Below are 24763 nucleotides of genomic sequence, written 5' to 3'. Positions count from 1 at the left end.
GGGGTCGACATAGTGGCATAAAAAAGCCCCGACGACGCGGGGCGAAATCATGGGTTTACGCTTTAAGACGCACATTCACCACGCCGTCGGCCTGCCGTTCAACCAGCAGATCTTCCAGGCTGCTCAGCACAAGGTCGGCTTCATCCAGACGGGGGGCATCGGCAGGCACCTTGACCGCGATGGTGCGACAGCCTGCCGTCAGCCCGGAGAGCAGCCCCGCCGGCGCATCTTCCACCACCGCGCACTCCCCGGCAGGCAGCCCCAACCGCTCGGCGCCCAGCAGATAGGCGTCCGGCGCCGGCTTGCCGTGCTTCACTTGCTCAGCGGTGACAAACACCTCCGGCATCGGCAGGCCCGCCGCGCGGTGACGCGCGTGCGCAACCGGAATCGAGCCGGAGGTGACAATCGCCCACGGGATCCCAGCCTCATTGAGCGAATTCAGCAGGGCTAACGCCCCCGGCAGGGCGACGATGCCTTCGATATCAGTGGCTTCCATCTGCTCGAGATAACGGAATTCGGCCTGGATATCCTCCTCGCTGCGACCCGGCATAAAATGGCGAATGGAGGTAATGGCCTGCTTGCCGTGAATAAAACTGAGAATTTCATCATGGTCGATGGCGAAACGATCCCCCCACTTGCACCATGAACGCTCCACCACCGGCAAGGAATCCACCAGCGTCCCGTCTAAATCGAACAGGAAACCTTTACACTGCACGGGCACCTCCCTCAGGCATTGATGATTTGGTTAATTTCGTTACTGCTCAGATGATACTGGCGCGGGCAGGCGTGCCAGACGCTCAGCATCCGCTGATATTTCTCCCACATCGGGGTCTGCGAGTTAAAGCCATGGGTGCCGGCGTCAAAGTGGCTGTAACGGCCTTCAACATTGACCATAAAGCGCACGTAGCCGAGAAAACGCGCTTCGGTGGCGGCATCAAAGCCGAGGAAGGTGACTCGGCGCTCGTCGATACCCTCCGCGTCTTTCAGGTTGGTCCAGGAGACGTGTAGCGCGTGGTACATCTCCATGATGTCGATAACGGTACGGCAGGTTTCTTCCGTCAACTGGCCGAACTCGCGGTCCAGTTCACGCATCTGCAGCCCATACCCACGCTCAATGATGGTTTGCAGACGACGGTAGCGCTCCGCATTGTCCGGGTCGAGCATCGTCATCATTTTGTACTGATTGGATAAAATCAGACGCTGCGCATTGGTCATTTCCATGTTGTGACTCCTGTAGCACGGTAGGGCGTGAAATAAAGAAGGCGCATAAATCATGCGCCTTCTTTTATATGCGTTTTCCGTAGTGAATTACAAATCATCAAGGAAAGTTTTATCGAGTTGTTTGAAGGCGCGCTTAAGCGTGTCAGCCAGCGCCTGATAATCGGGCTTGCCTTCGACAGGCGCCAGCGCCTGCCCCGCCTCCTGCAGTTTGCCGCGTACTTCGTAGAACCAGTTAAGAATGGAAGGCGGCAGCGGCGTCACTGAACGTTTACCCAACCACCATAACCCCTGCATCGGCAGGCTCAATGCAAACAGCGCGGTGGCCACGGCGGGACCCAGCTGGCCGCCCAGCGCTATCTGCCAGCAGAGGGTGAAAATGGCGATCGGCGGCATGATGCGGATGGCGTAGCGGGTGGCACGAATGATGCGGTTTTCGATAAATACCGGCGCGAGGCGCTTGTCGAGAGGCCAGGTCTTGGCGTAGTGCTGCCCGCGGTTGAACAAGCTAAAGAAGCTAACGGGGCGTTTCTCAGGGGTCGACATGGCTTTACCTCAACTTTACATATAAAACTTAAAAAATTCGTGCAAAACACCAACTATGCATGACATCGTTCAAAAGATTTTGGCAAAGGATGCCGCAATCAGGTATCCTGTGCCCGCCTGAAAGGGCGGATAGACTCTTTTGCCAGGCTAGTCAAATTATCGCATATTCTGCCATTGGCTGAAAATTATGCAAAATGGCATAAAATCAAATGTACTTATCTCATCGTGCCTGAAAACAGAACAAGGCATGATGTTAATCATAAATGTCGAGGTCATCCTGCGCTACGCTAATGACACACTGACGTTTTTTTAGCCACGTATCATAAAAAGGTACTTCCATGTCGAGTAAGTTAGTACTGGTTCTGAACTGCGGTAGCTCCTCTCTGAAATTTGCTATCCTTGACGCCGTGAACGGCGACGAATACCTGTCCGGTTTAGCGGAATGCTTCCACCTGCCGGAAGCCCGTATCAAATGGAAAATTGACGGCGGCAAACAAGAAGCCGAATTAGGCGCGGGCGCCGCGCACAGCGAAGCACTGAACTTTATCGTTAACACTATTCTGGCACAAAAACCAGAACTGTCTGCTCAGCTGACCGCAATCGGCCACCGTATCGTCCACGGCGGCGAAAAATACACCAGCTCCGTAGTCATCGACGAGTCCGTGATTCAGGGCATTAAAGACGCCGCGTCCTTCGCCCCGCTGCACAACCCGGCACACCTGATCGGCATCGCTGAAGCGCTGAAATCCTTCCCGCACCTGAAAGACAAAAACGTGGCAGTATTCGATACGGCGTTCCACCAGACCATGCCGGAAGAATCCTATCTCTACGCCCTGCCGTACAGCCTGTACAAAGAGCACGGCGTTCGTCGTTACGGCGCGCACGGCACCAGCCACTTCTACGTGACTCAGGAAGCCGCTAAGATCCTGAACAAGCCGGTTGAAGAGCTGAACATCATCACCTGCCACCTCGGCAACGGTGGTTCGGTTTCCGCTATTCGTAACGGCAAATGCGTTGACACCTCCATGGGTCTGACCCCGCTGGAAGGCCTGGTGATGGGTACCCGCTCCGGCGATATCGATCCGGCCATCATCTTCCATCTGCACGACACCCTGGGCATGAGCGTTGACGCCATCAACAAAATGCTGACCAAAGAGTCCGGCCTGCTGGGCCTGACCGAAGTCACCAGCGACTGCCGCTACGTGGAAGACAACTACCAGGAAAAAGCCGACGCTAAACGCGCGATGGACGTCTACTGCCACCGCCTGGCGAAATACATCGGCTCCTACACCGCGCTGATGGACGGCCGTCTCGACGCCGTGATCTTCACCGGTGGCATCGGTGAAAACGCCGCGATGGTGCGTGAGCTGTCGCTGGGCAAACTGGGCGTACTGGGCTTTGAAGTTGACCATGAGCGTAACCTGGCTGCCCGCTTCGGCAAGTCTGGCTTCATCAACAAAGAAGGCACCCGTCCTGCCGTGGTTATCCCGACCAACGAAGAGCTGGTCATCGCGCAAGACGCCAGCCGTCTGACCGCATAATTCCACACCGCCAGCCCTGACCCGCAATACTTCGAGCTGCAGGAAGGCGGCGACACAGCAGATCCCCGGCGCGTACAGCGCGTACGCGACCGGGGTGAGCAAGTAGAGCCAACGCACGTGCAACGTGGAGTATGACGGGTCGCTGGTGGTGCTGTTTTGTATCCCGCCTGATACTGGCGGTAACGAAAGAGGATATACCGTGTCCCGTACTATCATGTTAATTCCTACCGGTACCAGCGTAGGCCTGACCAGCGTCAGCCTCGGTGTGATCCGCGCTATGGAACGCAAAGGCGTTCGTCTGAGCGTCTTTAAACCTATCGCCCAGCCACGCTCCGGCGGCGATGCCCCGGACCAGACCACCACCATCGTTCGCGCCAGCTCCTCCACTACCACCGCTGCTGAACCGCTGAAGATGAACCACGTTGAGTCTCTGCTCTCCAGCAATCAGAAAGATGTGCTGATGGAAGAGATCATCGCCAACTACCACGCGAACACTCAGGACGCGGAAGTGGTACTGGTGGAAGGCCTGGTGCCGACCCGTAAGCATCAGTTCGCCCAGGCGCTGAACTTTGAAATCGCCAAAACCCTGAACGCGGAAATCGTCTTCGTGATGTCGCAGGGCACCGATACGCCAGAACAGCTGAACGAGCGTATTGAACTGACCCGCAACAGCTTTGGCGGCGCGAAAAACACCAGCATCACCGGCGTTATCATCAACAAACTGAATGCGCCGGTCGACGAGCAGGGCCGTACCCGTCCTGACCTGTCAGAAATCTTCGACGACTCATCCAAAGCGAAAGTCGTGAAGATCGATCCGGCTCAGCTGCAAAACGGCAGCGCGCTGCCGGTGCTGGGCGCCGTACCGTGGAGCTTCGATCTGATCGCCACCCGCGCGATCGACATGGCCCATCACCTGAATGCGACCATCATCAACGAAGGCGACATCAACACCCGCCGCGTCAAATCCGTGACCTTCTGCGCGCGCAGCATCCCGCACATGCTGGAGCACTTCCGCGCGGGCTCACTGCTGGTGACCTCCGCAGATCGTCCTGACGTGCTGGTTGCCGCCTGCCTGGCAGCGATGAACGGCGTGGAAATCGGCGCCATCCTGCTGACCGGCGGCTATGAAATGGACGCGCGCATCAGCAAGCTGTGCGAACGCGCCTTCGCCACCGGCCTGCCGGTATTCATGGTCAACACCAATACCTGGCAGACCTCCCTGAGCCTGCAGAGCTTCAACCTCGAAGTACCGGTTGACGATCACGAGCGCATTGAGAAAGTTCAGGAATACGTCGCCAACTACATCAACGCCGACTGGATCGAATCGCTGACCGCGACCTCCGAGCGCAGCCGTCGTCTCTCCCCGCCAGCCTTCCGCTACCAGCTGACCGAGCTGGCGCGCAAAGCCGGCAAACGCGTGGTTCTGCCGGAAGGCGACGAGCCGCGTACCGTGAAAGCCGCCGCTATCTGCGCCGAACGCGGGATCGCCACCTGTGTGCTGCTGGGTAACCCGGATGAGATCAACCGCGTTGCGGCAGCGCAGGGCGTTGAGCTGGGCGCCGGTATCGAAATCGTCGACCCGGAAGTGGTACGCGAAAGCTACGTGGCTCGCCTGGTCGAACTGCGTAAGAGCAAGGGCATGACCGAAGCGGTCGCCCGCGAGCAGCTGGAAGATAACGTGGTTCTCGGCACCCTGATGCTGGAACAAGACGAAGTCGACGGCCTGGTGTCCGGCGCGGTACACACCACCGCCAACACCATTCGTCCGCCGCTGCAGCTGATCAAAACCGCACCGGGCAGCTCGCTGGTCTCTTCGGTGTTCTTCATGCTGCTGCCGGAACAGGTTTACGTTTACGGCGACTGCGCGATCAACCCGGATCCGACCGCAGAGCAGCTGGCGGAAATCGCGATTCAGTCCGCTGACTCCGCGATTGCCTTCGGCATCGAACCGCGCGTGGCGATGCTCTCCTACTCCACCGGTACTTCCGGCGCGGGTAGCGATGTAGAAAAAGTCCGCGAAGCGACCCGCCTGGCGCAGGAAAAACGTCCTGACCTGATGATCGACGGTCCGCTGCAGTATGACGCCGCGGTGATGGCTGACGTGGCGAAATCCAAAGCGCCGAACTCGCCGGTAGCTGGCCGCGCGACCGTGTTCATCTTCCCGGATCTGAACACCGGTAACACCACTTATAAAGCGGTACAGCGCTCTGCCGACCTGATCTCCATCGGGCCGATGCTGCAGGGTATGCGCAAGCCGGTCAACGATCTGTCTCGTGGCGCGCTGGTAGACGATATCGTCTACACCATCGCACTGACCGCGATCCAGTCAGCTCAGCAGCAGAAGTAATCGCTCGCTGAGAGAAAAGCAAAAGGCAGCCAGATGGCTGCCTTTTTTTGTCAGGAGGCGAACAGCGTTTGCTGCCACGCGTTCGCGCGATTATTCGCGCTCGCTCTCTTCCGCGTCATCATACTCGTTACCGGCGTTGCGGGTCATCCACAGCGCCAGCGCTTTCAGGGAGTCGGGCGTGAACTCATCGCAGCGGGCGGTGATCTCTTCCGGCGTTAACCAGCACACCTCGCTTACCTCTTCTTCCTGCAGGGCAAACGGCCCGTGGGAAACGCAGCTGAACAGGCTTCCCCAGACGCGGCAGAATTTATCTTCGTAGTAGAACTGGCCGTGATCGGCGAACGGCACCCCGGCGATGCCTAACTCCTCTTCCGCCTCGCGGCGGGCCGACTCCAGCAATTGCTCATCAGCCTGCACGACGCCGCCGGCGGTGGCATCCAGCATGCCCGGATGAAAGTCTTTTGTCTCGGTGCGTCGCTGCACCAGAATTTTCCCCATTCCGTCGTGAACGACGATATAGGTCGCCCGGTGGCGCAGGCACTGCGCGCGCATCTGCTCGCGGCTGGACTGTGCTATCACCTCATTGTTTTCATTAACAATATCGACCCATTCTGTGCTTGCCAAATGATTCTGTTCCGCCATCAGGAAACCTTACTTTAAAAGCGCTCTTGCGGCGCGTCTTTATGATTGAGGGCTAAATTACGGGTAAATTGCGACCTCTGCAATAACCTGATTATCATTGAGTGCTAAAACCTGCAGACGCCCCTCATCCAGTAGCCCATAGCTGGCGGAATATCCCCCTTTCGGGATACTCACTGAGCCTGGATTAAACAGAGAGATCGCCCCGCGTTTTTCAGCAACCGGAATATGAGTATGGCCATACGCCAGGACATCGCCAGCGGCAAGTGGCGGCAAATTGTCCGGGTTATACAGATGACCGTGGGTCAGAAACAGGCGATAGCCTTCGCCAAGCACCTGCTGCCAGGGTGCGGTCATGGGAAAACGAAGCAGCATTTGATCCACTTCGCTGTCGCAGTTACCGCGGACGGCAATGATGCGCTCCGCCACGCTGTTCAGCCGCTCGGCCACCTCCGCCGGCGCATAGCCTTCCGGCAACGCGTTGCGCGGTCCGTGATTAAGCACATCGCCGAGGATGATCAGCCACCTGGCGCCACTTTGCGCGAAACGTTCAAGCACGCGTTCCGTGGCGGGCAGCGAACCATGAATATCGGAGGCAAACATCAGCTTCATAGGTTCCATCTCCACTGGTTACGATGCCTCTATGATAGCGGAAGCGCAGCGGGTTATCAGCCTCCGCGTTTGGCGGAAAGCGCCACGTAACGCTGGATTGAGGCCCGCTGCCACTGGAACGCCGCATAATCCGCCAGCGCCTCCGGCACCTCATCGCCATTGAGAACCAGACGATTGAGCATCAGCGCCAGGTCGGCGTCGGCAATAGACCATTCGCCGAATAAATTTTGCCCGCCGTGGGCCAGCAGCGTGGTCGCGGTGGCAAACAGTTTTTCCGCCGACCGCTTGCCTGCCTCGCTGAGCGCCGGCATTTTCACTCCGCCAAACACCACGGCGGTGGATCGCTCTTCACGAATGGGCACCAGATCGCTGCGCAGCCATGCCTGGATCTGCCGGGCGCGGGCCCGCTTTTGCAGATCGTGTGGATAAAGGCGCTCCCACTCAGGCGGCGCGAAACGTTCATCCAGATATTCGGTAATCGCCGAAGACTCGCTCAGCGCGAAATCGTCAACCTCAAGCAGCGGTACGCGACGGGTGGCGGCATAGCCCGTCCAGCCGGCCTGCAGATGTTCGCCGCGGTTCAGGTCGATGGTTTTAAGGCTAAAAGGCAGGCTCTTTTCCTGCAGCGCGACATAGACAGACATCACGTACGGTGAGAAAAAATCGGCATCGGACCACAGGGTAATCACAGGCTGGCTCATAGCTTCCTCAGGGTTGGTAGACAGGGCAATAAACCAACATAGCCTGTCTTACAGGCGATGTCACTGCTCGCCCGCTGCGTGGCTGGCGACAGACCGAGGCACCGCTCGCGGATTTTCTCCCGGGTCGCGCAGCTTCACCTATACTCGATCAGTTTGCGACCCACGACGGCGGGAAATATTATGATCGATCTCTACTATGCGCCCACCCCAAACGGCCACAAAATCACCCTCTTTCTCGAAGAGGCGCAGCTGGCTTATCGGCTAATCCGGGTCGATATCGGTAAAGGGGAGCAGTTTCATCCGCAGTTTCTGGCGATTTCGCCGAATAACAAAATTCCGGCTATCGTCGACCACATGCCTGCCGACGGCGGCGCGCCGTTGAGCGTCTTTGAGTCCGGCGCCATTCTGCTCTATCTGGCGGAAAAAAGCGGCAAGCTGCTGAGCGGCGAGCTGCGGGCGCGCTATACCACCCTGCAGTGGCTGTTCTGGCAGGTCGGCGGCCTGGGACCGGTGCTGGGGCAAAATCAGCATTTTTCCCACTCAGCGCCGCAAACCGTGCCCTACGCGATTGAGCGTTTTCAGGTGGAAACCCAGCGACTCTACGGGGTACTGAATCACCGCCTGGGATCCAGCCCGTGGCTGGGCGGGGACCACTACAGCATCGCCGACATCGCCGCCTGGCCCTGGGTGAACTGCCATGTCCGCCAGCGGATCGATCTGGCGAACTATCCGGCGGTGCATAACTGGTATGAGCGCATTAAGCAGCGGCCGGCGACGGTGGAAGCGATGCTAAAAATTCAGTCTTATTAACCCCCTGCTCGCCCGTCGCGCTTTGTTGTATGATTGCAGGACTTACACCACGGAGGAAGCCTGCAATGTCTCAACCAGACGCCATTATTCGTATTAAGAACCTGCGCCTGCGTACTTTTATTGGTATTAAAGAGGAAGAGATCGCCAACCGCCAGGACGTGGTGGTGAATGTGGCCATTCACTACCCTGCCGATAAAGCGCGCGACAGCGAGGACATTAATGATGCGTTGAACTACCGCACCATTACCAAACGCATCATCAGCCATCTTGAGAATGGTCGTTTTTCACTGCTGGAAAAATTAACTCAGGATGTGCTGAATATCGCATGCGAACATCACTGGGTCACATATGCTGAAGTGGAGATCGATAAACTTCACGCGCTGCGCTATGCCGACTCGGTATCCATGACCATGAGCTGGCGGCGCTAACCATGTCAGGGAGGTGGTATGAAGATCCTGCTTACTGGTGGTACCGGCCTGATTGGCCGACATCTGATACCCAGATTGCTGGAGCTCGGGCATAGCGTCACGGTCTCCACCCGGCATCCGGATACCGCCCGCGCCCGTCTCGATCCACGCGTCACGCTGTGGCGCGATTTCGAGGGCCATCACCACCTCAATGACATCGATGCCGTCATCAATCTGGCGGGCGAGCCCATCGCCGATAAACGCTGGACCGCCGAACAGAAACAGCGCTTATGCCATAGTCGCTGGGATCTCACTCAGCGGTTGGTGGGCCTGATCCACGCCAGCGACCCCCCTCCCTCCGTGCTGATCAGCGGGTCAGCCACCGGCTATTACGGCGACCTCGGCGAAGTGGTGGTGACCGAAGAAGAGCCGCCGCACAATGAGTTTACCCATAAGCTCTGCGCCCGCTGGGAGCAAATTGCCTGCGAAGCGCAAAGCGAGCGCACTCGCGTCTGTCTGCTGCGCACCGGCGTGGTACTGGCGCCGCGGGGCGGTATTCTCGGCAAAATGACCCCAGCCTTTAAGCTCGGCCTCGGCGGGCCTATCGGCAGCGGCAGACAGTACCTGGCCTGGATCCATATCGACGATATGGTTAACGGCATTCTGTGGCTGCTGGATAACGATCTGCGCGGCCCGTTCAATATGGTTTCGCCCTATCCCGTGCATAACGAGCAGTTCGCCCACGCGCTGGGTCATGCGCTCAATCGACCGGCGATTTTCCGCGTCCCCGCCGCCGCCATCCGCCTGCTGATGGGCGAATCCGCCGTCCTGGTGCTCGGCGGTCAGCGCGCGCTGCCTAAGCGGCTGGAAGCCGCCGGCTTCGCCTTCCGCTGGTACGATCTCGACGAAGCGCTAAAGGATGTGCTGAGTTAATGGCTGACAAGGGGGGGCATTGGCTCCCCTGATTCCATTCTGCTGGCTAATGCCCCACGCCAGGATGGTCTCAGCCTGGCGCTGCAGCGTCGCCCTATCCCGGGCAACCCGCGCCCTGAAGCGCCTGAGTTCATCGCCAGCGGGCCGGTTCGCCGGTGTTAACAGGCGGAGTAAAGTGCTAAGGTAGGCCTTTCCTTCTTTGTATTGACTGCTTTATGACGACCATCACCACGCCTCGCCTTTCGCTTACCCACTTTGTTACCGATGACTGGCCCTTTTTTCTGCGCCTGCGCCAGGATCCGCAGGTGATGCGTTTTATGGGCGAAATGTTAAGCGAGGAGGCGTTGCGCAGCGTGTTCGCCTGTCGCTGCGCCGATCCCGGCGTGTATGTTCTGCGTAATCAGCGCGGCGATGCGCTGGGCGATATTGGGCTTCGCGTCAGCCCTAAAAATCCGCACGAGGCCGACGTCGGCTATGCGCTGCTGCCCGAGGCTCAGGGAAAAGGGTATGCCAGCGAAGCGCTGCGGGCGATCTGCGATTATGGTTTCAGTACGCTGGGGGTGCGGGCTATCAATGCCTGGGTTTTGGCAGAGAATCGTGGCTCATCGCGCCTGCTGGAGAAGCAGGGCTTTGTACGCACGCAGGTGCTGGAGAAAGCCTATCATCTGAACGGCGTCGATTACGATGACTGGATCTACCGGCTGGAGCGTGGATCCCACCCGGCGCCCGCGGACGCCGGGTGAGCCGTTTATTTCAGCGAACCTTTCAGAAACTGCTGCAGGCGCGGGCTTTTCGGCGCGCCGAACAGCGCGTCCGGATGCCCTTCTTCTTCAATTTTTCCCTGATGCAGGAAAATGACATGCGAAGAGACGTGGCGGGCAAAGCCCATTTCGTGGGTCACCACCACCATGGTTTTCCCCTCTTCCGCCAGCTGCTGCATAATGCGTAACACTTCGCCCACCAGCTCCGGATCCAGCGCGGAGGTCGGCTCATCAAACAGCAGCACCTCCGGCTCCATCGCCAGCGCGCGGGCAATAGAGACACGCTGCTGCTGGCCGCCGGAAAGATGCACCGGGTATTTCGCCTGCTGACGTTCGTCTATCCCGACCTTGGCCAGGTATTTTACCGCCCGTTCGCGCGCTTCCTGTTTGCTTAAGCCCAGCACCTGAATCGGCGCCTCCATGACGTTCTCCAGCACCGTCATATGGCTCCACAGATTGAAATGCTGAAACACCATGGTCAACCGGGTGCGCAGCAGGCGCAGCTGGTTCTTGTCGGCTACCTTCAGCTGGCCGTCTTTATCCCGTACCAGGCCAATATTCTGGCCGCTGACGACGATCGTGCCTTCGCTCGGTTTTTCAAGGAAGTTAATACAACGCAAAAAGGTACTTTTCCCGGAACCCGATGAACCGATGATACTGATAACGTCCCCGGCTTTCGCCTGCAGCGAGACGCCCTTCAGCACCTCGTGTTCCCCATAGCGTTTATGCAGATCGATAACGTTTAATTTATTGTCGGACATGGCGTTCTCAATGCGTTGAAGAAGGTTTGATATGCTGCAACCAGCGCTTTTCCGCTTTGCGGAACAAGCTAATCAGCACATACGAGATAATTAAATAGAGCACCGCGGCGATGCCGAAGGCGGTGAACGGCTGATAGGTGGCCGAGTTGATATCGCGGGCGATTTTCAGCAGATCCGGCACCGTGGCGGTAAACGCCAGCGCCGTTGAGTGCAGCATCAGGATCACTTCGTTACTGTAGGCCGGCAGCGCAATCCGCAGCGCGGAAGGCAGGATGATGCAGCGGTACAGTTTGACCGAAGAGAAGCCGTAGGCCCGCGCCGCTTCAATTTCGCCCGCCGGTACCGAGCGGATCGCGCCGGCGAAAATTTCGGTGGTATAGGCGCAGGTGTTCAGGGTCAGCGCCAGCACCGTACAGTTTAACCCGCTGCGGAAAAAGGCGTTCAGCAGTTCAGTGCCTTTGACGATTTCCAGGGTGTACATGCCGGAGTAAAAGACCAATAGCTGCACGTACAGCGGCGTGCCGCGAAATATGTAAGTAAACAGCCAGATGGGAAACTGGATGAACTTATTGCTCGAAACGCGGCCGATTGCCAGAAAGACCGCCAGGATGCCCCCCATGACCACCGAAGAGATCAGCAACCATAAGGTAATCGCCACGCCGGTAAAGCGATAGCCGTCGGTCCACAGCAGTGATTTCCAGTACTCCTGAATAATTTCAATCACAGGTCAGCCCTCTTCACGCCAACGGTATAGCGGCGTTCGAGCAGCAGCAGTACGCCATTAGACAGGGTGGTAAACACCAGATAAATCAGACCGCAGACGATGGCGAAGTAGAACGGCTGCCAGGTGCTTTTGCCCGCCAGCTGCGTGGCTTTGACCACATCCTCCAGCCCCAGCAGCGAGACCAGCGCCGTCGCCTTGAGGATAACCTGCCAGTTGTTGCCGATCCCCGGCAGCGCGTAGCGCATCATCGCCGGGAACAGGATGCGCCGGAACGTCTGCCCGCCGCTGAAGCCAAAGGCGGTGGCCGCTTCGATATGCCCCTTCGGCACCGCCAGGTAGGCGCCGCGGAAGGTTTCCGTAAAATAGGCGCCATAGATAAAGCCAAGGGTAATTATCCCGGCGATCATCGGGTCAATATCAAACTGCGACATGCCCAACGCGTCGGTGACGCTGTTGAGCGCAATCTGCAGGCCGTAGAAAATCAACAGCATCAGCACCAGGTCGGGGACGCCGCGGATCAGTGTGGTATAGCCTTCAAACACCAGCGCCAGAGGACGGTTGCTCGATAGCTTTGCGCCCGCGCCCGCCAGCCCGATCAGGACGGCGAGAACGACCGAGCTGAGCGCAAGCTCCAGGGTGACGAGCGCACCCTGCAAAATAACCTGTGAAAACCCATACAGCATGCTGCCTACCCTGTCTGTCATCCACCACTGCGCGTGAATCGGACGCGCCGTGGTGAGGCGTGAGAATTATTCGCCGTATACGTTAAAATCGAAATATTTTTTCGCCAGCTTGTCGTAGGTGCCGTCCTTACGCATCTCTGCAAACGCCTTATTCAGCGCTTCACGCAGTTCGTTGTCTTCCTTACGCAGCCCCATACCGGTGCCGACGCCGAACAGCTTTTCGTCTTTAATCGACGGACCGCCAAACTGGTAATCTTTACCGATAGGCTGTTTCAGGAACCCTTCGCTGGCCGCGACCTCATCCTGGAAAGCGGCATCAATACGGCCGGCGGTCAGGTCGGAATAGATATTGTCCTGTCCCTGATAAGAGACAATCTCGATACCTTTCGGCGCCCAGTGCTCATTACCATAAGTTTCCTGCGTCGTGCCCTGCAGCACGCCCACGCGCTTCCCCTTCAGGGTGGCGAGGTCCGGCGTCACGGGGCTGCCCTTTTTCACCACCAGACGCGAATCAGCCGCATACAGTTTGTCGGTGAAAGCGATTTCCTGTTGACGCTTTTCGGTAATCGACAGCGAAGACATAATCGCGTCGATTTTCTTCGCTTTTAAAGAGGGGATCAGCGCATCCAGCGGGTTTTCCACAAAGGTACATTGGGTATTAATACGCTTACACAGCTCTTTTGCCAGATCGATATCAAAACCCACCAATTCCCCCTGCGCATTCTTCGATTCGAAGGGAGCATAAGTCGGATCGGTACCGATACGAATTTTTTGCGGAATAGCGGCAAAGACCGTGGAAACGCTGGAAAGGGCCAGCGCTAAAGAGAGAGACAACGCCAGTTTTTTCATAACTATCCTCGACAGACTGTCATTCTAACGGGTTTATTAGAACTATTAACACCAGTTATCGTGCCATTATTCGCCCCTTGAGGGCAAAGATTTATGCACCAGAAAGGCCATTTTTTTGCATCACAAACGCTTAACTATGCATTTTTTAGCCACAAAAGCGGCCGCCTTTGCACTAAAATGATCCACAGCGTCTGGCGATGCACCTTTTCGGGGCTTTTACACGAGCATGGCGGCAGGCCCACCCGATAGCGCGGGCCTGCGGCAGTCTTAGTCGCCGTAGACGTTAAAATCGAAGTATTTCTTCGCCATTTTGTCGTAGGTGCCGTCTTTGCGCATCTCGCCCAGCGCTTTATCAAACGCGGCTTTCAGCTCGGCGTCGTCCTTACGCAGGCCGATACCGGTGCCGTCGCCAAAGTACTTTTTGTCTTTAACCGACGGGCCGGCGAAGGCGAAATCTTTCCCGGCGGGCTGTTTGAGGAAGCCTTCGCTGGCGGCGACTTCATCCTGCAGCGCCGCATCCAGACGACCCGCGGAGAGGTCGGAATAGATCAGGTCCTGGTTTTGATAGGCCACCACGTCAACGCCCTGGCTGCGCCAGCGATCGTTAGCATAGGCTTCCTGCGTGGAGCCCTGCAGCACGCCGACGTGTTTACCTTTCAGCGCCTCCAGCGTCGGCTGGATCGGCGAGCCTTTGGCCGCGATCAGACGGGAGTCGGCGGCATAAAGCTTGTCAGAGAAGGCGATCTCTTGCTGGCGCTTCTCGGTGATGGAGAGCGAGGAGATGATGGCGTCAATTTTCTTCGCCTTGAGGGAGGGGATCAGGGAGTCAAAATCACTGCCGACCCAGGTACATTTCACCTTAATACGGGAGCACAGTTCATTGCCTAAATCGATATCAAAGCCAACAAAGTCCCCTTTCGCGTCTTTCGACGAAAACGGCGCATAGGTCGCGTCAGTGCCAATGCGAATGCTCTGCGGCAGAGCAGCGAACACGCTGGCCGTGCTGCTCATTCCCACGAGTAAAGAGAGAGCCAGAATCGTCTTCTTCATACAGTACCCTTAAGTGTCGTGATGTGGTGCGTTGCTTGTTATGGTGATTGCCGAGCAATCCTGCAGTTTTTGTGCCATCTTCCCGGTGCGTGCCGGGAACAGGGTTAAATTTGTTAAAATAAAGTTGCAGGATTGTCTTAAAAGGGAAGATACCAGCATTACTGGCGAAACCGCAGCGCCTGAGCGCAAAAAGACGAAATAAATGTCGAGGATTTGATCGGGGCGACAAATTTGCACCACCGCAGCGCAAGCGTACATTTCACGCACCTATTTGGTGCAATCCTGTGCCCCTTGCCAGCGAGTAAACAAGTCTTGTTCCAGGCTAATGTCGAACTGATCGAGCACCCGGTTGACGGTCTGGTTGATAACATCATCCAGGCTTTGCGGCCGATGGTAGAAGGCCGGCACCGGCGGCATAATCACCGCCCCCAGCTCCGCGGCCTGCACCAGCAGACGCAGATGGCCAAGATGGAACGGGGTCTCCCGCACGCAGAGCACAAGCGGACGACGCTCCTTCAGCACCACATCCGCCGCCCGCGTCAGCAGACCATCCGTGTAGCTATGGACAATACCCGAGAGCGTTTTCATTGAGCAGGGTAAAATCACCATCCCGGCGGTTTTAAACGAGCCGGAGGAGATGCTGGCGGCGATGTCGCGGGCATCATGCACCACATCAGCCAGCGCCTGCACTTCACGCACGGTAAAGTCGGTCTCCATCGCCAGCGTCTGGCGCGCCGCCTGGCTGAGGATCAAATGGGTTTCAATATCCGGCACATCCCGTAGCACCTGCAGCATCCGCACGCCATAGATGGCGCCGCTGGCGCCGGAAATGCCAATAATCAGTCGTTTCACGTTCAGTTACCCCTTGCGCGTCGTGCCGCAGACTTTGCCGGATTATAGCCGTTGGCGCAACCATTGACGCACGGTTGCCAGGCGAAAAAAAGGCCCGCCGTCCATCAGAAACGGCGGGCCCGCGACGCGCGAACGGCTTAACCCTCGTTGTGCATCTCGAGGTTTTCGACTTCGTTCTGCAGCTGGACCGCTTTGGCATCATCGTTACGCAGGGAATCGAGGTAGTCGAGGTACTGCTGGTCGACATCCCGGGTGACGTATACGCCGTTGAACACTGAGCATTCAAACTGCTGAATATCCGGATTTTCCGCGCGCACCGCTTCGATCAGATCGTTGAGATCCTGGAAAATCAGGCCATCGGCGCCGATGATCTGGCGGATCTCATCCACTTCGCGGCCATGGGCGATAAGTTCGTTGGCGGTCGGCATATCGATACCGTACACGTTCGGGAAACGAATTTCCGGCGCGGCTGAGGCCAGATACACTTTTTTCGCCCCTGCTTCGCGCGCCATCTCGATGATCTGTTCCGAGGTGGTGCCGCGGACGATGGAATCGTCCACCAGCAGCACGTTCTTATCGCGGAACTCCGCACGGTTGGCGTTGAGCTTGCGGCGCACAGACTTACGACGCAGCTGCTGACCCGGCATGATAAATGTGCGGCCGACGTAGCGGTTCTTCACGAAGCCCTGACGATAAGGCTTGTCAAGGATGCGGGCGATCTCCAGCGCGATATCGCAGGAGGTCTCCGGGATCGGGATAACGACGTCAATATCCAGATCTTCCCACTCGCGGGCAATCTTTTCGCCAAGCTTAGTCCCCATATTGACGCGGGCGCTGTAGACGGAAATTTTGTCGATAAACGAGTCCGGACGGGCAAAATAGACATACTCGAACAGGCACGGGTTGCTGACCGGGTTATCGGCGCACTGACGGGTAAACAGCTGGCCCTTCTCGGTAATATAAACCGCTTCACCCGGCGCCACATCGCGCAGGAATTCAAAGCCAAGGGTGTCAAGCGCCACGCTTTCCGAGGCCACCATATACTCGGTGCGGCCATCGCCTACGTCACGTTTACCCAGCACCAGCGGACGAATGCCGTTCGGGTCGCGGAAGGCCACCATGCCATGACCGATGATCATCGCCACGCAAGCGTACGCGCCGCGGATCAGGCGGTTGGTCGCCGCAATCGCGGCAAAGATGTTGTCCGCTTCCAGTGGGTAGTGACGGAAGTTATCCAGCTCACTGGCGAAAATATTGAGGAGGATTTCGGAATCTGAGGTGGTATTGATATGGCGGCGTTTTTCTTCAAACAGCTTTTTACGCAGCTCATGGGCGTTGGTCAGGTTGCCGTTATGCGCCAACGTGATGCCATACGGCGAGTTGACGTAAAACGGCTGCGCTTCGGAGGCGCTGGAGCTGCCCGCCGTGGGGTAACGCACGTGGCCAATCCCCATATTGCCCTGCATACGCTGCATATGGCGGGCTTCGAATACGTCGCTTACCAGCCCGTTAGCCTTACGCAACCGGAAGCAGTTGTTGGCATCAATGGTGATGATGCCAGCGGCATCCTGTCCACGGTGCTGGAGCACCGTTAGCGCATCATAAATCGACTGGTTAACCGGCATAACACCGGCGATACCGACAATACCGCACATACGTCTTTTCCTCGTTCAGCAACGACCCAAAGTCTATACTTTAGGCAAGAAACTTGACGAGCTTTGCAGGTATTCAAAAAACCATCTGATGACGGGGGTAAAATAGGGAATAAACTGCGACTGCTGCCAGTCATCGCTCTTCGCCATCCCGGTAAAGGTGTCAAGGAAGAACAGGATAGCGGCGATGATCAGCACCCCACGTAGCGCGCCGAAGCAGATCCCCAATACCCTGTCGGTACCTGACAAACCGGTCTTCTCCACCAGCTGGCCTATCACATAGTTCACGATAGCGCCAACGATGAGCGTCACGATAAACAGCGCCGCAATAGCAATCCCATTTCGAACCCGTTCATCCTCAAAGCCCGTAAACCAGACAGACAGGTCAGCGTAGTAGTGGCTGGCGACATAAAACGCGCAACCCCACGTGACTAACGATAAAGCTTCGCGAACGAAGCCGCGGATCAGGCTGACCAGGCAAGAAAGACCCAGCACCGCCATAATGGCGTAATCAATCCAGACCATATACGTCCCACGATTTTACGCCCTGTCGTCCAGTTCGGGGCGCATTCTAACAGAAAAAGAAAACGTTTGCGTAGGGATTTCCTTGCCCTACAGAAATAAAAATGGCGCTGAAAAAACATTCAACGCCAGACTGCCTTTCGCCTCTTCAGGGCGGCTGAGACAGGGTTTGCGGGGCGTTTAGCCCCGCCGCGTTCTCTCCGCATGGCGGAAAAAAACCATCAGTTCGGGGTGAAGCCCATCACCACCCCGCTGAGCCCGGAGATCTGTTGCAGATCGCCCAACTGGCCCTTCAGCTTGTCTTTTGACGCATCCGGGCCGACGAGGATACGGGTAATTTTACCCTGTACCGGCGTCGAAGGCGACGTATAGACTTTGAAGCCCGATGCCCGTAGCTTACCGACGATCTCGTTCACCTTATCGGCGTTCTTCAACGCGCCCAGCTGGACCACATAGGCCTTGCCGGTCGGTGCCGGCAGGGCCGCCTGCTGCTGCGGTGGTTGCTGCTGCTGAGGCTTAGCCGGCGGAGGGGTAGGCGTAGCAGCCTGCTGTTGCGGCTTCGGCTGCGGCTTCGGCTGGGGTTTAGGCTGCGGTTTCGCGGCAACCACCGGCTCCTGAACGTCATCGAAGCTGTTGCTGTTCACCGGGATACGCGACGGATCTAACGATGGCGCAGCGGCATCGCCAGCCCGCACCTCCTCCGCCGCCCCTTCCGGCGGCTGCGAAGGCAGCGCCTGAGTCGCCGCCGGCAGCATATCAGGTTCATCGCGATCGCCGGGTTTCGGCACCAGCGGGATCGCGGCAAACTCATCCTGATAATGCTTTTTCTGCCCGTCCAGCAGCCCTGGCAGGATAATCACCCCCAGCGCCACCAGCACGATTGTCCCGACTAAACGGTTCTGAAACTTACTCGCCACCGATTCTCCCCGCGTCAATCTCTTCCATTACCTGCGCTACCGTGTGAAATGAACCACACACCAGCACTGTATCTTCCGCTTGAGCGTCAGCCATGGCCGCGCGCCATGCCTGCGCCACGCTGCTATAGACTGTGCCGCCACGCAAATGTTCCACCAGCTGCTCCGCCGTCGCCCCGCGCGGACCCTCCAGCGGCGCGCAGTACCAGACGTCAACTTCCGGCGTCAGATTGGCCAGCGTACCGGCGATGTCCTTATCATGCAGCATACCAATAACCGCCAGCACGCGTCCCGTTTTCGCTAACGTTTTGAGACGCCCGGCGAGATAAGCCGCCGCGTGCGGGTTATGCGCCACATCGAGGATCACCCGCGGGGCGTCGCTGATAATCTGAAAGCGTCCCGGCAGCATCGCGTCGCGGATCCCCGCGCGCAGGATAGCGTCATCCACGGCAAGGCCGCTGGCGCGCAGCGCCGCCACGGCCGTGGCGGCATTCGGCAACGGCACCTGAGGCAGAGGCAGGCGGCTTAACGCCCCGCCCGCGTCGCGGAAGGACCATGTCTCGCCTTCCACCTCATAGCGCCAGTCGACGCCGCGGCGCTGGAGCAGCGCGCCCTTCTCGCGCGCCACTTCAGCAATGGTGTGCGGCATATCCGGCTCCCCTACCACCGCCGGTTTACCGGCACGGAAGATACCGGCTTTCTCCCGGCCGATACTGTCGCGATCCGGTCCCAGCCAGTCGGTATGATCGAGGGCGATGCTGGTGACCACGGCGACGTCGGCATCCACGATATTGGTGGCGTCGAGACGGCCACCGAGGCCCACTTCCAGGATCACCACATCCAGCTGCGCCTGCTTAAACAACCATAGCGCAGAGAGCGTGCCGTACTCAAAATAGGTCAGCGAGATGTCGCCCCGCGCCGCTTCAATCTCCGCAAACGAGGCCGTATGCGCTGCCTCCGGCAGTTCCGCGCCCTGGATGCGCACGCGTTCGGTGTAGCGCACCAGATGCGGAGAGCTGTAAACCCCCACTTTATAGCCGGCCGCCATCAGGACCGTTTCCAGCGTGCGGCAGGTGGTTCCTTTGCCATTGGTGCCCGCGACCGTAAAGACGAACGGCGCCGGTTTGACGATATCCATCTGCCGCGCGACCTCGCTGACGCGCGCCAGCCCCAGGTCGATGGTTTTACTGTGCAGATGTTCCAGATAAGAAAGCCACGTAGCCAGGGGCGACGTGGCCTGAGGAATAGGATCTTTTTCCATGATGCCCGCAAGAATTGACGGTTAACGCGTTTGAATAAAAAAGGGCAGCGCCGCCAGGCCCTGCCCTCTGCTTTATCAGGCCTCGGGTTCCTGATCCGGTGCCGGCGGCACCACCACGCCTTCATGAGGCGTTTCCGAAGCGGCAACCGGCGCCGGCAGGTTCATCAGCTTCGCCAGAATGCTGGCCAGCTTGAGACGCATTTCCGGACGGCGAACGATCATATCGATCGCCCCTTTTTCAATCAGGAACTCACTGCGCTGGAATCCCGGCGGCAGCTTCTCACGTACGGTCTGCTCAATGACGCGAGGACCGGCAAAGCCGATCAGCGCTTTCGGCTCGGCAATGTTCAGGTCGCCCAGCATCGCAAAGCTCGCCGATACGCCGCCCATGGTCGGGTCGGTCAGCACAGAGATGTACGGTAATCCGCGCTCCTGCATTTTTGCCAGCGCCGCGGAGGTTTTCGCCATCTGCATCAGCGACATCAGCGCTTCCTGCATACGGGCGCCACCGGAGGCGGAGAAGCAGATCAGCGGGCAGTTATCTTCCAGCGCCTGCTCCACCGCGCGCACAAAGCGTGCGCCAACGACGGAACCCATCGATCCCCCCATAAAGGAGAATTCAAAGGCCGCGGCCACCACCGGCATCGCGTAGAGCGTACCTTTCATCACCACCAGCGCGTCTTTTTCGCCCGTCTCTTTTTGAGCGGACGCCAGGCGGTCTTTGTATTTTTTTGAATCGCGGAACTTCAGCACATCTTTTGGCTCAAGTTCGCTACCCAGTTCCACCAGGGAACCTTCATCCAACAGGCTATGCAGGCGATTACGCGCCGACATGCGCATATGGTGATCGCACTTAGGACAAACCTCCAGGTTGCGCTCCAGCTCGGCGCGGTAGAGTACCTGACCGCAGCTGTCGCACTTGGTCCATACACCCTCAGGAATGCTCGCCTTGCGGGTGGGAGTGATGTTGCTTTTAATTCGTTCAATCCAGCTCATTGATAACCTTTCTGCCTGAACCTGGTCGATGCCAGTTTTGTCGTAAGGGGCGCATAATGCCATTTTTGCCTCTTACAGACCATGAATGTTGCACATTAAATCATATCATCCCGGAACATGGGATAAAAAAGTGGTCAAACCGCTGCGCGTGACGCTCGTGCACCGTCACGCGCAACGCAGGCTAAACTACTTCGCCTGCTTCGCCGCCGCCCGCTTATGGCGAATAATCTCAATCACACCCGGCAGGACGGAAAGCACGATGATCGCCACGATCAGCAGCTTCAGGTTCTCCTGCACCACCGGCAGATCGCCAAACAGATAACCGGCGTAGGTGAACAGCAGCACCCACAGCAGCGCCCCGACGACGTTATAGGCCGCAAAATGACGATAGGACATATGCCCCATTCCCGCCACAAACGGCGCGAAGGTTCGGACTATCGGCACAAAGCGCGCCAGGATAATGGTTTTTCCGCCGTGACGTTCGTAGAAGCTATGGGTTTTATCCAGATAGCTGCGACGGAAAATCTTCGAGTTCGGGTTGCTGAACAGCTTTTCGCCGAACAGCCGGCCAATGGTGTAGTTGACCGCATCGCCGACGATAGCCGCGATGACCATCAGCAATACCATCAGGTGGACATTCAGATCGTTGGTGGGCAGGGCCGAGAGCGCGCCCGCGACGAACAGCAGGGAATCCCCCGGCAGGAACGGCGTTACCACCAGCCCGGTTTCGCAGAACAGAATCAAAAACAGAATGGCATAAACCCAGACGCCATACTGGGCGACCAGCTCGGCCAGGTGCACATCAATATGCAGGATGAAATCAATTAAAAAGTGAATCAAGTCCATGTTTGTCTTTACCCTTAATGACCCTATTAGTCCGCCAGAAACAGCGGGCCCATTGGCAGCACCGGTAAATCATAATGGGCCGGGTAATCCACCGACACCAGATACAACCCTTCCGCTTTTGCCGTTGCCGCAGCGAGCGTCCTGTCTTTTGCTGCCAGCAGTTCTGCCATCCAGCTCTCCGGCTGGTTTCCGGCCCCGATTTCCATCAGGCTGCCCACAATATTCCTGACCATATGATGTACAAAGGCATTCGCTTTGATATCCACCACCACATAAGCGCCGTAGCGGGTAACGTTAATGTGCATTACGTTGCGCCACGGGGTACGCGACTGGCACTGCACCGCGCGAAACGAGGTAAAGTCATTCTCCCCCAGCAGACACTGTGCGGCACGCTGCATGCGCGCGGCGTCGAGCGGCTGGTGAAAATGCGTGACGCCCTGACTTAATACCGCCGGACGCAGGCGATGATTATAGATGACGTAACGATAGCGGCGCGCCGTGGCGCTGAACCGGGCGTGAAAATCCGCCGGGACATGTTTGACCCAACGCACCGCGATGTCACCAGGTAAATTCGCATTTACCCCCAGCGTCCAGGCGGCATCTTTACGCTGCGCCCGGGTTTCGAAATGCACCACCTGGCCGGTGCCATGGACACCGGCGTCGGTGCGGCCAGCGCAAAAGACGGTAATGGGTTCGTTCGCCACCTGCGAGAGCGCCTTTTCCAGCTTCTCCTGCACGCTGCGTACTTCGTTTTGCCGCTGCCAGCCGTAATATTTGCTACCGTCGTACTCGATGCCCAGCGCGATTTTACAGACCGGCTGTTGCTCCATCTCAGACATCAGTACAGGTACTCCTCAATCAACTTCTCGGCGATCTTCACCGCCATCAGCGCGCCGCCGAAGCGGACGTTATCCGCCACCGACCAGAACTGGACTTGCTCCGGCATGCCGTAATCATTATGCACGCAGCCGATGGAGAGACGGGCGTTGCCGGAAGCGTCGCCAACCTGAGTGGGAAATTCGCCCTCTTCAGAAAGTTCGATCTCCTCGCCGCGGGTAAAGGCGTCACGCGCCTCCTCCGCCGCCAGCGGACGCATCGCTTCAAAGTTCACCATCTGCGCATGGCCGTAGAAGACCGGCGACTGGACGACGCTGGCGGAGATCATCAGCCCGTCATCCTGAAGAATTTTGCGCGCTTCATCGACGATACGGCGCTCTTCGCGCACGCTACCTTCACGATCCGGCAGCAGCGGCAGCATGTTGAAGGCCAGCTGGCGGCCAAAGAAATCGTCTTCATCGATGGGGATGCCGTTCAGCAGCTTGGCGCTCTGCCCTGCCAGCGCATCCACCGCTTTTTTCCCCTGCCCAGAGGCGGAGAGCAGGTTAGTGACGCTAATGCGCGACAGTCCACCCTGATCGATAAGCGGCTTCAGCGCCGTCAGCAGCTGGCTGGTCAAACTATTGGGCACCGCAATCAGATTGCGGTTGCGGTAATCGCCTAACACGAACGGGTTCACGTCCGGCACCACCAGCGGTACGTCCGGCTCCAGCGCAAACAGGCCGCTGAGATCGATAACCAGACATCCGGCGTTTGTCGCATCTTCGACATACGCTGCGCTGGCTTCGACGCCTGCGGCAAAGAAAGCCAGCTGGGCCTGGGTCCAGTCAAACTCGGCGGCGTCCTTGACGATCACCGACTTGCCACCAAAACGCAGATGTTCGCCCGCGCTTTCGTTGCGCGCCAGAGCAAAAATCTCCCCCACCGGGAACTGGCGTTCAGCGAGAGTTTCGAGCAGGGCTTCGCCTACGGCGCCCGTTGCGCCCAGTACGGCAATATTCCAGCCTTCAGACATGGTGGTTTACTCCAGAAATAAAGCGGCCCTGCCGGAGTATCCGGCAGGGGCATTAAGAAGACATTAACGAACAGGATGATGCACGGCGTTAAAACCGAGCTGGCGCAACAGCGTCGCCGCCTGCTCATCGCTGCACTGCACGTACAGCGAAGACCATTCGCGACGTTCCTGATAATTTTTACGCAGCTTGTCGAATTCACCGGCGACGCCCGCCACCTTCCGCAGCGGCGCATCATCGCGGCGCACATCATACACCAAATGAACCAGTCTTTTCAGCGTCGGCTGATCGAGCGGGCCATGCAGGGTGATGCGGCCAAACTCCGGGGCCGGCAGCAGGGTATCCAGCGCCACCTGCTGCGGATGACCGATAAAGGCGCTATAGGCTTCGAATACCTGCGTCGTCCCGCGCGCCTTCCCTTCAAGGGTGTAGCCGGCGATATGCGCCGTGCCGATATCCACCCGCTTGAGAAGCGCTATGTTGAGATCCGGCTCCGGCTCCCAAACGTCCAGCACCACGCTCAGGGACTGACCGGCTTCCAGGCGTTTCAGCAACGCGGCGTTATCCACCACCGGCCCGCGGCAGGCGTTGATCAAAATCGTTCCGGGCTTCAGGCGGCTAATCAGCGCCTCATCCGCCAGATGCAACGTTTTATATTGTCCTTCTTTATACAGCGGGGTATGGAAGGTGAGGACATCGGCCTGCTGGACCAGATCGTCAAGGGAGCGGAAGTCGCCTTCGTCGCCGCGGTCAGCGCGCGGCGGATCGCAGAGCAGAGTTTTGATGCCCAGCGCCTCCAGACGCTTTTGCAGTCGCCCGCCGACGTTACCGACGCCGACAATCCCGACGGTGCGATCGCGCAGCGAGAAGCCGTCACGTTCGGCCAGCATCAGCAGCGATGAAAAGACATACTCCACCACCGCAATGGCGTTGCAGCCTGGCGCCGCGGAGAAACCAATCCCCGCCTGCTGCAGCCACGCCTGATCGACATGATCGGTGCCTGCGGTCGCGGTGCCGACGAACCTGATGGCCTTGCCGGCAAGCAATGCTTCATTGACCCGGGTGACCGAGCGCACCATTAAGGCATCCGCATCGGTCAGGGCATCGGCCGGGACCGGGCGGCCCGGGATCGCCTGCACGTCGCCTAAACGGCTAAAAAGCTCACGGGCATAGGGCATATTTTCATCAACGAGGATTTTCACAGTTCAGTACCTGTCTGAGAACGAGAGTTAACCGGGGAAGTGTGCCATAATCTGGCCGCCAGGCATACTCATCACCTGGTTCCAGC

Annotated in this window: 29 protein-coding genes; 7 read left to right on the top strand and 22 right to left on the bottom strand. The window is 58.1% G+C overall.

What is annotated here, in order from left to right:
- Nucleotides 1-55 precede the first annotated feature (55 nt).
- The 3 genes from ACOI7D_RS07480 to yfbV all read right to left on the bottom strand — a co-directional run bounded on the left by ACOI7D_RS07480 (nucleotide 56) and on the right by yfbV (nucleotide 1764).
- On the bottom strand, nucleotides 56-715 hold the full coding sequence (locus ACOI7D_RS07480; RefSeq protein WP_023290514.1) for a sugar phosphatase: 660 nt from the start codon (nucleotides 713-715) through the stop codon (nucleotides 56-58).
- Between the two features lie 11 nt (nucleotides 716-726).
- Entirely contained in the window at nucleotides 727-1221 is a 495-nt protein-coding gene (locus tag ACOI7D_RS07475; protein WP_023290515.1) for a YfbU family protein, read from the bottom strand.
- An 87-nt stretch (nucleotides 1222-1308) separates the two neighbouring features.
- Complete coding sequence (yfbV, locus tag ACOI7D_RS07470; protein WP_002913194.1) at nucleotides 1309-1764, bottom strand: terminus macrodomain insulation protein YfbV; 456 nt, start codon at nucleotides 1762-1764, stop codon at nucleotides 1309-1311.
- A 338-nt stretch (nucleotides 1765-2102) separates the two neighbouring features.
- On the opposite strand from yfbV, the gene ackA reads away from it, so the two are divergent.
- Both ackA and pta read left to right on the top strand, forming a co-directional pair.
- Nucleotides 2103-3305, top strand: a complete 1203-nt coding sequence (gene ackA / locus ACOI7D_RS07465) for an acetate kinase (protein WP_008803940.1) — start codon at nucleotides 2103-2105, stop codon at nucleotides 3303-3305.
- A 199-nt stretch (nucleotides 3306-3504) separates the two neighbouring features.
- Nucleotides 3505-5652, top strand: a complete 2148-nt coding sequence (gene pta / locus ACOI7D_RS07460; protein ID WP_032453599.1) for a phosphate acetyltransferase — start codon at nucleotides 3505-3507, stop codon at nucleotides 5650-5652.
- A gap of 90 nt (nucleotides 5653-5742) precedes the next feature.
- Here pta and yfcD read toward each other — a convergent pair whose 3' ends face one another.
- From yfcD to yfcF, 3 genes are read right to left on the bottom strand one after another with little or no spacing between them, the layout of a single operon-like run.
- Nucleotides 5743-6294, bottom strand: a complete 552-nt coding sequence (yfcD, locus tag ACOI7D_RS07455) for an NUDIX hydrolase YfcD (RefSeq protein ID WP_002913197.1) — start codon at nucleotides 6292-6294, stop codon at nucleotides 5743-5745.
- Between the two features lie 57 nt (nucleotides 6295-6351).
- The gene (gene yfcE / locus ACOI7D_RS07450; RefSeq protein WP_050533222.1) at nucleotides 6352-6903 is read right to left on the bottom strand and encodes a phosphodiesterase; all 552 of its coding nucleotides are present in this window, start codon (nucleotides 6901-6903) and stop codon (nucleotides 6352-6354) included.
- A gap of 56 nt (nucleotides 6904-6959) precedes the next feature.
- Nucleotides 6960-7604, bottom strand: a complete 645-nt coding sequence (gene yfcF / locus ACOI7D_RS07445) for a glutathione transferase (protein ID WP_032453600.1) — start codon at nucleotides 7602-7604, stop codon at nucleotides 6960-6962.
- A gap of 180 nt (nucleotides 7605-7784) precedes the next feature.
- Here yfcF and yfcG point away from each other — a divergent pair, with 180 nt between their 5' ends.
- The 3 genes from yfcG (at nucleotide 7785) to ACOI7D_RS07430 (ending at nucleotide 9754) form a co-directional block, all read left to right on the top strand.
- Nucleotides 7785-8414, top strand: coding sequence for a GSH-dependent disulfide bond oxidoreductase (yfcG, locus tag ACOI7D_RS07440; RefSeq protein WP_102005770.1), 630 nt, complete (start codon nucleotides 7785-7787; stop codon nucleotides 8412-8414).
- Between the two features lie 65 nt (nucleotides 8415-8479).
- Nucleotides 8480-8842, top strand: a complete 363-nt coding sequence (gene folX, locus ACOI7D_RS07435) for a dihydroneopterin triphosphate 2'-epimerase (RefSeq protein ID WP_002913200.1) — start codon at nucleotides 8480-8482, stop codon at nucleotides 8840-8842.
- A gap of 18 nt (nucleotides 8843-8860) precedes the next feature.
- Nucleotides 8861-9754, top strand: coding sequence for a TIGR01777 family oxidoreductase (locus ACOI7D_RS07430; RefSeq protein ID WP_109547085.1), 894 nt, complete (start codon nucleotides 8861-8863; stop codon nucleotides 9752-9754).
- Here ACOI7D_RS07430 and ACOI7D_RS07425 read toward each other — a convergent pair.
- The gene (locus ACOI7D_RS07425; RefSeq protein ID WP_032429195.1) at nucleotides 9734-9841 is read right to left on the bottom strand and encodes a hypothetical protein; all 108 of its coding nucleotides are present in this window, start codon (nucleotides 9839-9841) and stop codon (nucleotides 9734-9736) included. The two genes, ACOI7D_RS07430 and ACOI7D_RS07425, sit on opposite strands and share 21 nt — an antisense overlap.
- A gap of 128 nt (nucleotides 9842-9969) precedes the next feature.
- Between ACOI7D_RS07425 and ACOI7D_RS07420 the strand changes: the two genes are divergently transcribed.
- Complete coding sequence (locus tag ACOI7D_RS07420; protein WP_109547084.1) at nucleotides 9970-10497, top strand: GNAT family N-acetyltransferase; 528 nt, start codon at nucleotides 9970-9972, stop codon at nucleotides 10495-10497.
- A gap of 5 nt (nucleotides 10498-10502) precedes the next feature.
- Here the strand turns inward: ACOI7D_RS07420 and hisP are convergent, their stop codons facing one another.
- The 5 genes from hisP to argT form a co-directional block, all read right to left on the bottom strand.
- The gene (hisP, locus tag ACOI7D_RS07415; RefSeq protein WP_002913206.1) at nucleotides 10503-11276 is read right to left on the bottom strand and encodes a histidine ABC transporter ATP-binding protein HisP; all 774 of its coding nucleotides are present in this window, start codon (nucleotides 11274-11276) and stop codon (nucleotides 10503-10505) included.
- A gap of 7 nt (nucleotides 11277-11283) precedes the next feature.
- Nucleotides 11284-12000 (bottom strand): histidine ABC transporter permease HisM, encoded by a 717-nt coding sequence (gene hisM, locus ACOI7D_RS07410; RefSeq protein WP_002913207.1) that lies wholly within the window; start codon nucleotides 11998-12000, stop codon nucleotides 11284-11286.
- The gene (locus ACOI7D_RS07405) at nucleotides 11997-12683 is read right to left on the bottom strand and encodes a histidine ABC transporter permease HisQ (protein WP_023290521.1); all 687 of its coding nucleotides are present in this window, start codon (nucleotides 12681-12683) and stop codon (nucleotides 11997-11999) included. Before ACOI7D_RS07405 ends, hisM begins: the two co-directional genes overlap by 4 nt.
- Nucleotides 12684-12749: 66 nt before the next feature.
- Nucleotides 12750-13532, bottom strand: a complete 783-nt coding sequence (gene hisJ / locus ACOI7D_RS07400; RefSeq protein ID WP_002913209.1) for a histidine ABC transporter substrate-binding protein HisJ — start codon at nucleotides 13530-13532, stop codon at nucleotides 12750-12752.
- A 267-nt stretch (nucleotides 13533-13799) separates the two neighbouring features.
- The gene (gene argT / locus ACOI7D_RS07395; protein ID WP_004180753.1) at nucleotides 13800-14582 is read right to left on the bottom strand and encodes a lysine/arginine/ornithine ABC transporter substrate-binding protein ArgT; all 783 of its coding nucleotides are present in this window, start codon (nucleotides 14580-14582) and stop codon (nucleotides 13800-13802) included.
- Between the two features lie 40 nt (nucleotides 14583-14622).
- Here argT and ACOI7D_RS07390 point away from each other — a divergent pair, with 40 nt between their 5' ends.
- A complete protein-coding gene (locus ACOI7D_RS07390; RefSeq protein WP_032424512.1) occupies nucleotides 14623-14784 on the top strand; it encodes a hypothetical protein in 162 nt (53 codons plus the stop codon).
- A gap of 65 nt (nucleotides 14785-14849) precedes the next feature.
- Here the strand turns inward: ACOI7D_RS07390 and ACOI7D_RS07385 are convergent, their stop codons facing one another.
- From ACOI7D_RS07385 to pdxB, 10 genes are all read right to left on the bottom strand, one after another.
- Nucleotides 14850-15434: a UbiX family flavin prenyltransferase gene (locus tag ACOI7D_RS07385; RefSeq protein WP_023290522.1), complete on the bottom strand. Its 585-nt coding sequence runs from the start codon at nucleotides 15432-15434 to the stop codon at nucleotides 14850-14852.
- Between the two features lie 137 nt (nucleotides 15435-15571).
- The gene (gene purF / locus ACOI7D_RS07380) at nucleotides 15572-17089 is read right to left on the bottom strand and encodes an amidophosphoribosyltransferase (protein ID WP_004180758.1); all 1518 of its coding nucleotides are present in this window, start codon (nucleotides 17087-17089) and stop codon (nucleotides 15572-15574) included.
- Nucleotides 17090-17122: 33 nt separating this feature from the next.
- Nucleotides 17123-17611 carry a colicin V production protein gene (gene cvpA / locus ACOI7D_RS07375; protein WP_023290523.1) on the bottom strand — a complete coding sequence of 163 codons (489 nt, stop codon included), beginning with the start codon at nucleotides 17609-17611 and terminating at the stop codon, nucleotides 17123-17125.
- Nucleotides 17612-17829: 218 nt separating this feature from the next.
- The gene (gene dedD, locus ACOI7D_RS07370; RefSeq protein ID WP_023290524.1) at nucleotides 17830-18525 is read right to left on the bottom strand and encodes a cell division protein DedD; all 696 of its coding nucleotides are present in this window, start codon (nucleotides 18523-18525) and stop codon (nucleotides 17830-17832) included.
- Complete coding sequence (gene folC / locus ACOI7D_RS07365) at nucleotides 18515-19783, bottom strand: bifunctional tetrahydrofolate synthase/dihydrofolate synthase (protein ID WP_023290525.1); 1269 nt, start codon at nucleotides 19781-19783, stop codon at nucleotides 18515-18517. The genes dedD and folC overlap by 11 nt, the downstream gene beginning before the upstream one ends.
- A gap of 75 nt (nucleotides 19784-19858) precedes the next feature.
- On the bottom strand, nucleotides 19859-20779 hold the full coding sequence (accD, locus tag ACOI7D_RS07360; protein WP_004201773.1) for an acetyl-CoA carboxylase, carboxyltransferase subunit beta: 921 nt from the start codon (nucleotides 20777-20779) through the stop codon (nucleotides 19859-19861).
- Between the two features lie 186 nt (nucleotides 20780-20965).
- Nucleotides 20966-21625 carry a DedA family protein gene (locus ACOI7D_RS07355; RefSeq protein ID WP_002913221.1) on the bottom strand — a complete coding sequence of 220 codons (660 nt, stop codon included), beginning with the start codon at nucleotides 21623-21625 and terminating at the stop codon, nucleotides 20966-20968.
- Nucleotides 21626-21651: 26 nt separating this feature from the next.
- The gene (gene truA / locus ACOI7D_RS07350) at nucleotides 21652-22464 is read right to left on the bottom strand and encodes a tRNA pseudouridine(38-40) synthase TruA (RefSeq protein ID WP_032453605.1); all 813 of its coding nucleotides are present in this window, start codon (nucleotides 22462-22464) and stop codon (nucleotides 21652-21654) included.
- Entirely contained in the window at nucleotides 22464-23477 is a 1014-nt protein-coding gene (locus ACOI7D_RS07345; RefSeq protein WP_023290529.1) for an aspartate-semialdehyde dehydrogenase, read from the bottom strand. The genes truA and ACOI7D_RS07345 overlap by 1 nt, the downstream gene beginning before the upstream one ends.
- 63 nt (nucleotides 23478-23540) lie before the next feature.
- Nucleotides 23541-24677, bottom strand: coding sequence for a 4-phosphoerythronate dehydrogenase PdxB (gene pdxB, locus ACOI7D_RS07340; protein ID WP_048297940.1), 1137 nt, complete (start codon nucleotides 24675-24677; stop codon nucleotides 23541-23543).
- Nucleotides 24678-24763: the final 86 nt, after the last annotated feature.

Source organism: Klebsiella sp. C360, from assembly GCF_048822415.1.
In the GTDB taxonomy this organism is placed as follows: domain Bacteria; phylum Pseudomonadota; class Gammaproteobacteria; order Enterobacterales; family Enterobacteriaceae; genus Klebsiella; species Klebsiella quasipneumoniae.
This window is presented reverse-complemented; position numbering and strand designations above follow the sequence as displayed.